A 6,019-nucleotide genomic window follows, 5' to 3' on the forward strand; every position below is an offset into this window, starting at 1 on the left:
TCATCCGAAGGTCATCTTCCTGGACGAGCCGACCCTGGGCCTTGACCCGCAAACCCGGAACCATGTCTGGAGCTACCTCAAGAATTTGAACCAGTCCGAAGGAATCACCGTCTTCTTCACGACCCACTACATGGACGAGGCCGACCGCGTCGCGCAGCGCATCGCGATTATCGACCAGGGCAAGATTGTCGCATCCGGCACACCGCAGGAACTCAGGGCCAAGACCAACACGACCTCGCTTGAGGACGCGTTCCTTGCCCTGACCGGCAAGACCATTCGCGAGGAAGAGGCCGGCAGCATGGAACGTATGCGCATGATGCATCGCGCGCACGGAAGGCGGTAACCCATGAAGACGATCTACATCCTCTGGCTCCGGCAACTGAAGCGCTACTTCCGGTCCAAGTCGCGGATTATCGGCTCGCTCGGCCAGCCGCTGCTCTTCCTGCTCGCGCTCGGCTTCGGGTTTGGCCCGACGTTCCAGCGGGCCGGGCAGGGCAACTACATGCAGTTCCTCGCCCCGGGCATCATCGTCATGAGCATCATCTTCACCGCGCTCTTCTCCGGTATCGAGATAATCTGGGACCGCCAGTTCGGGTTTCTCAAGGAGACGCTGGTCGCCCCGGTCTCGCGGATGAACATCATGATCGGCCGCACTCTGGGCGGGGCCACGGTCGCCACCCTGCAGGGCATCATCGTCCTCTTCATTTCGATGCTTGCCGGGTTCCGACCGGTGAACTGGGCCGCAACGCCTCTGGCGGTTCTGGCCATGGTTCTGACCGCTCTCCTGTTCTGCGCGCTCGGCACCGCCATCGCCTCGGCGCTCTCCGACATGCAGGGCTTCCAGCTCATCATGAACTTCCTCGTCATGCCCCTGTTCTTCCTGTCCGGCGCTCTCTTTCCGCTTCCGGCCAGGGGCGCGATGACCACCATCGCCCGGTTCAACCCGCTCTCCTACGGCGTAGATGCCTTGCGCGGCCTGCTGGTGAACATCGTCCACTTCGGTCTGCCCTTGGACTTCACCGCGCTGGCCGTGGTTACGCTGCTCTTTCTCTTGGTCGGGAGTTACCTCTTCTCGAGGATTCAGGTCTGAGCGTCTAAGCCCGGCAGCGGGGCGCGGACATCCGCGCCCCGCTTCTTCAAAGCCGCAAATCGCCGTTCGCCAGTCGATCCCTCGGTCTCTCCTCCCTTTGTCACTCTCTTCAAAGCTCCCTTGAAAGCTCGCCGGAAAGCTCGTCTCGAAGTTCGCCGGAAAGCACCTTAGAAAGCTCACTCGAAAGCTCACTTCAGAGCTTCTTCCATCGCTCATTTCAGAGCTCGCTCCATCGCTTCGTGCATCGCTCCTCTCAAAGCTCAGGGCAACGCTTCTCACATCGCTCACTGCAAAGCTCGGACGAAAGCTCGCGTCAAAGCTCGTCTGAAAGCTCAGACCAAAGCTCATTTCAGAGCTTGCTTCATCGCTTCTTCGAAAGCTCCCCAAAGGGCTAGCCCCCAGGCGACCCCTATATGCGGCTTTCCGGGCTGGCGGCATGCCTTAACCAACACATAATTGGCGATTTATGACCCATATGTGCAACTCACTACCTGCTCGGTTCTTTTTCGCTCCTCCATTCACTATCGGCCGCAGCGGACATCACATCCTTTTCCGCCGTTTTGGCTCTTGCCCTTTGGCCTCGCCGCCTCCCGTCCTCTCCTCCGCCGCCCGCCCGCGCGTTGGCTTGACTTTCCGCCCTGCTGACATGCTCTCAGGCCCGATGGGACCCGCGCCCCACGCCGTCAAACGTCTGGTTGACCAGATCGACCAGAACCGCAAGGTCTTCCTGTCCCCTGACTACAAAGAAGAACAACTCCGCGCCACGTTCCCGAACGGCCCAGTCTGTCAATTCGTCAATCGGACTTCGTCGCTCGAACTTGCCCTGACCCCTTCTTCGCCGCGCTCGGTTGAGACATGAGCAACACCCTTGACACGACTTGGGGGATATTAGGGGATATTAGGATATTAGGGGATATTAGGGGGATATTAGGGACAGTCACCGTATTACTGACCGATGTCGCTGTCAAGAAGCGGCGGAGTTTCGCGTATCGTTGAATGGGAGGATTCACACATCGTCCGACACGAAGGCGCTTGCGGCTGACGGCTTGCGGATGTTTGGAAAAGAGCGGGGCACCTCCCATATTTCTGAGCGATGTCAAGGTGCGGCATGACAAGATGGTCTGTCTGGTCGAGGCGAGAATGACAGCCGACGGCTTACAGCTAACAGCTTACGGCTCGGATGTAAATGAGATGCGAACCACAAAGGACTTGCCCACGACCAGGCCGCCGCTGGATGGCTGAGCGCGCTTGACTGCTGCCTGTCTTGCCGGATAATCAAAGAGAAATGATAGGAGAAGCCATGAGTGAAAACGACCTGCTGAGCCGTATTACCGTGAACCCTAAGATATTCGGCGGCAAACCCATCATCCGTGGTCGGCGCTTGGCGGTTGAACATGTACTCGGCATGCTGGCCGCGGGCGATACCATGGAGACCATCCTGAGTGGCTACCCGTGGCTGGTCCGTGAGGATGTGCTCGCCTGTATCGCCTACGCTCACCGTTTGGTTGAGCACGAGCGAGTCGAGCCGATGCTGGCCGAGACCACGGTGTGAGAATTCTGCTCGACGCCTGCGTCTGGGGCGGCGCACGGGCCAAGCTGACATCCGAAGGACACGACGTAGAGTGGATTGGTGATCTGCCTACAGATCCAGGAGATGAAGAGGTCATCGGTCAGGCCTGTGCTGCACGCCGAGTTCTTGTGACTCTGGACAAGGACTTTGGCGAGCTGGCTGTAGTCCGTGGCATGCCGCATTGTGGTATCATCCGCCTGGTTGACGTTGCGGCTTCACGGCAGGCTGAGATATGCCTGCTGGTGCTGAAGCAATACGAGGCAGACTTAGAACGCGGAGCGCTCATAACGGTAAGCAGCGGACGCACCCGAATCCGGCTGCCCTAGAGAACGTCTGGGGGGGGACGACGGCCTCCGATTTCCCGGGGGCATATGAGTTTGGCACGACAACATCGTCTGCCTGGTCGAGACGATTAGGACAGCCGATAGCTTGCGGCCTACGGCTTACGGCCTGCGGCTTGTAGACTACGGCTAGCAGTCAGGCCTCGCCGGTGGCGCGTGGCTACCGGCGGGCTATCCCTTCTTCTGAATCCTCGCCCACTCGTCCCGCAAGGTCGCGGTCCGGTTGAACACCAGCGACCTCGCCCCTCGCCCCTCGCCCCTCGCCCCTCCTGAATCGGGGTCAACGCAGAAGTAGCCGAGCCGTTCGAACTGGAACCGGTCTCCGGGCCTCGCACCGGCCAAGCTCGGTTCGAACTTGCAGCCGGTCAACGTCTCCAGCGACCTGGGGTTCAGGTTCGACTTCCAGTCCATACCCTCCGGCGCGTCGTCCGGGTCCGGTTTCAGGAACAGGTGGTCGTACAACCGCACTTCGGCGTCAACCGCATGGGCCGCGGACACCCAGTGAATTGTCGCCTTGACCTTGCGGCCGTCGGGCGCGTCTCCGCCGCGCGTAGCGGGGTCGTACGTGCAGCGCACCTCGGTCACCGCGCCGGTCGCGTCCTTCACGACACTCATGCACTTGATGAAGTAGGCCGCCCGCAGACGAACCTCCCGTCCGGGCGTGAGCCGGAAGTACTTAGGCGGCGGCACCTCACGGAAGTCGTCCTGCTCGATGGAGAGGACGCGAGAGAATGGAACCTTGCGCGTTCCGGCACTCGGGTCCTCGGGATTGTTGACCGCGTCGAACTCCTCGGTCTGGCCTTCGGGGTAGTTCTCGATGACGACCTTCAGCGGTCGCAGCACCGCCATGACGCGCGGCACTCGCTTGTTTAAGTCCTCGCGCACGCAGTGTTCGAGCAGTTCGTAGTCAATCACGGTATCGGCCTTGGCCACGCCGACCCGTTTGAGGAACTCGCGGATTGCTTCGGGCGGGAACCCGCGCCGCCGCATGCCGGAAAGGGTCGGCATCCGTGGGTCGTCCCAGTCCCGCACCACGCCCTGCTCGACCATATCGAGCAGCCGGCGCTTGCTCATGACAGTGTAGGTCAGGTTCAGCCGGGCGAACTCAATCTGGCGCGAGGGGAAAATGCCCAACTCGCGGATGAACCACTCGTAGAGCGGCCGATGGTCCTCGAACTCAAGGGAGCAGAGTGAGTGGGTGATTCCTTCCAGCGAGTCGGACTGGCCGTGTGCGTAGTCGTATGTCGGGTAGATACACCACTTGTCGCCGGTCCGGTGATGGTGCGCCCGCATGATGCGATACATCACGGGATCGCGCATATTCAGGTTAGGCGAGGCCATGTCGATTCTCGCCCGCAGCGTGCGCGAGCCGTCTGGGAATTCACCCGCGCGCATCCGCTCGAAGAGGTCAAGGCTCTCCTCGGCCGCGCGCCAGCGGTTGGGCGACTCGCGGCCGGGTTCGGTCAGGGTCCCTCGGTACTCTCTGACCTGGTCGGCATTCAGGTCGCAGACATAGGCCTTTTCGGCCTTGATGAGCTTGACTGCCCACTGGTAGAGTTGCTCAAAGTAGCCCGACGCGTAATACTCGCGGTCTTCCCAGTCGTAGCCGAGCCAGTGGATATCTTCTTTGATGGCGTCCACGTACTCGGTTTCCTCCTTGGTCGGGTTGGTGTCGTCGAACCTCAGGTTGCACTTACCGCCATACTCCTCGGCCATCCCGAAGTCGATGCTGATGGCCTTGGCGTGACCGATATGCAGCCGGCCGTTGGGCTCAGGCGGGAACCGGGTATGGACGTGGTCGACCCGGCCCGAGGCCAGGTCGACATCTATTGCCTCTTCTATAAAGTGCTTGCCCGCTGGTCTCGCGCCTGTGGTCTCTTCGTTCATTTGCCTGCCTCTTTCAATGCGAGGTCGATCCTCGCCAGTACACTGTCCCGACCCAGAATAGCCATAGTCTCGTATAACCCAAACCCCACGGTCTTGCCGGTGATAGCCAGCCGAAGTATGTGGATCACCTGCCCGACCTTGATGCCTTCTGCCGTCACGAAATCCTGCATGCACCTCTCAAGCGCCGCCGGCTCGAAAGCGGCCGAAGCAAGCAGGCCTCGAAGCTTGGCAAGGTAGTCTGCCGCTCCGGGCTTGCTCAGTTCCTTCTGGAATGCTGTCATGTCTCGGACCAACTTGTCATCGGCGCAGAAGAAGTCGGCGTAGTCGAGGATGTCTCCCGCAACCTTGACGCGGTCGCCGGCCGCCGTGATGATGGCCGCGACCTTGTCCGTAGTCGCATCCAGCCCGGCCTTCGCAAGGAACAGCAGACAGAGGTCGACCCTCTTTCCGACCGGCAGGGCCAGCATGTGCCGGACCTCGAACGCCATCAGCTTGCCCGGGTCGAAACTCGCCGCTGACTTGTTCACCCGCTCCAGCGAGAAACTCATCACCAGGTCTTCACGCCCAAAATCCTCGGTCTTGTCGTCGAGCGCCCAGCCGAGGAGGGCCATGTAGTTGACTATCGCCTCGGGCAGGAACCCGGTTTGACGATAGAAGTCCACGACCACCGGGCTGAACGTATCCGGCCCGGTCGCAAGGTTGAGCGCCGCGGCAATCTTGTTCCCGCGAGCTACCAGTTCGGAGAAGTCGCGGTTCTTCATGTACTCACGGATCTTGCGCTTGCTCAGCTTGTTGCGGCTGCCCGGTTCGGAGACGAACGGCAGGTGGGCAAACCGCGGTAGTTTGGCGCCGAGTGACTGAAGGATGAAGACCTGACGCGGAGTGTTAGACAGGTGCTCTTCGGCGCGGATGATGTGGGTGATACCCATCGCGTGGTCATCAACAATACTCGCCAGGTGGTAAAGCGGGCTGCCGTCGGCGCGCTGGATAACGTGGTCCTGCTCGCGCCGCCACTCGAACTCAACCTGTCCGCGTACGATGTCATCGATGACGAGTCTGCCTTCGGTCGGCATCTTGAGCCGGACAACCGGTTTCCGTCCCTCGGCCTCAAACCGGGCGCGGTCGGCATCT

At 60.8% G+C, this 6,019-nt stretch carries 7 protein-coding genes; 5 read left to right on the forward strand and 2 right to left on the reverse strand.

Annotation, left to right across the window (positions count from 1 at the left end):
• From VMH22_03025 to VMH22_03045, 5 genes are all read left to right on the forward strand, one after another.
• A partial coding sequence (locus VMH22_03025) for an AAA family ATPase (GenBank protein HTW90659.1) occupies window positions 1–343 on the forward strand: 343 nt, incomplete at its 5' end.
• Window positions 344–346: 3 nt separating this feature from the next.
• Window positions 347–1,090, forward strand: coding sequence for an ABC transporter permease (locus VMH22_03030; protein ID HTW90660.1), 744 nt, complete (start codon window positions 347–349; stop codon window positions 1,088–1,090).
• A gap of 661 nt (window positions 1,091–1,751) precedes the next feature.
• Entirely contained in the window at window positions 1,752–1,949 is a 198-nt protein-coding gene (locus VMH22_03035; GenBank protein HTW90661.1) for a hypothetical protein, read from the forward strand.
• Window positions 1,950–2,390: 441 nt separating this feature from the next.
• Entirely contained in the window at window positions 2,391–2,642 is a 252-nt protein-coding gene (locus tag VMH22_03040; GenBank protein HTW90662.1) for a DUF433 domain-containing protein, read from the forward strand.
• Window positions 2,639–2,986: a DUF5615 family PIN-like protein gene (locus VMH22_03045; GenBank protein ID HTW90663.1), complete on the forward strand. Its 348-nt coding sequence runs from the start codon at window positions 2,639–2,641 to the stop codon at window positions 2,984–2,986. Before VMH22_03040 ends, VMH22_03045 begins: the two co-directional genes overlap by 4 nt.
• A gap of 186 nt (window positions 2,987–3,172) precedes the next feature.
• On the opposite strand, the gene VMH22_03050 is transcribed toward VMH22_03045, so the two are convergent.
• Window positions 3,173–4,888 (reverse strand): glutamine--tRNA ligase/YqeY domain fusion protein, encoded by a 1,716-nt coding sequence (locus tag VMH22_03050; GenBank protein HTW90664.1) that lies wholly within the window; start codon window positions 4,886–4,888, stop codon window positions 3,173–3,175.
• Window positions 4,885–6,019 (reverse strand): glutamate--tRNA ligase family protein (locus VMH22_03055; GenBank protein ID HTW90665.1); only part of this gene is annotated, 1,135 nt, incomplete at its 5' end. The genes VMH22_03050 and VMH22_03055, both read right to left, overlap by 4 nt.

The sequence above is a fragment of the bacterium genome, from assembly GCA_035505375.1.
GTDB lineage: Bacteria > Hydrothermota > Tepidihabitantia > Tepidihabitantales > Tepidihabitantaceae > UBA2258.

Bases quoted from the DNA above. Each gene is read 5' to 3' on its own strand.
- VMH22_03030 (HTW90660.1), top strand. From the start codon at position 347: ATGAAGACGATCTACATCCTCTGGCTCCGGCAACTGAAGCGCTACTTC.
- VMH22_03035 (HTW90661.1), top strand. From the start codon at position 1,752: ATGGGACCCGCGCCCCACGCCGTCAAACGTCTGGTTGACCAGATCGAC.
- VMH22_03040 (HTW90662.1), top strand. From the start codon at position 2,391: ATGAGTGAAAACGACCTGCTGAGCCGTATTACCGTGAACCCTAAGATA.
- VMH22_03050 (HTW90664.1), bottom strand. From the start codon at position 4,888: ATGAACGAAGAGACCACAGGCGCGAGACCAGCGGGCAAGCACTTTATA.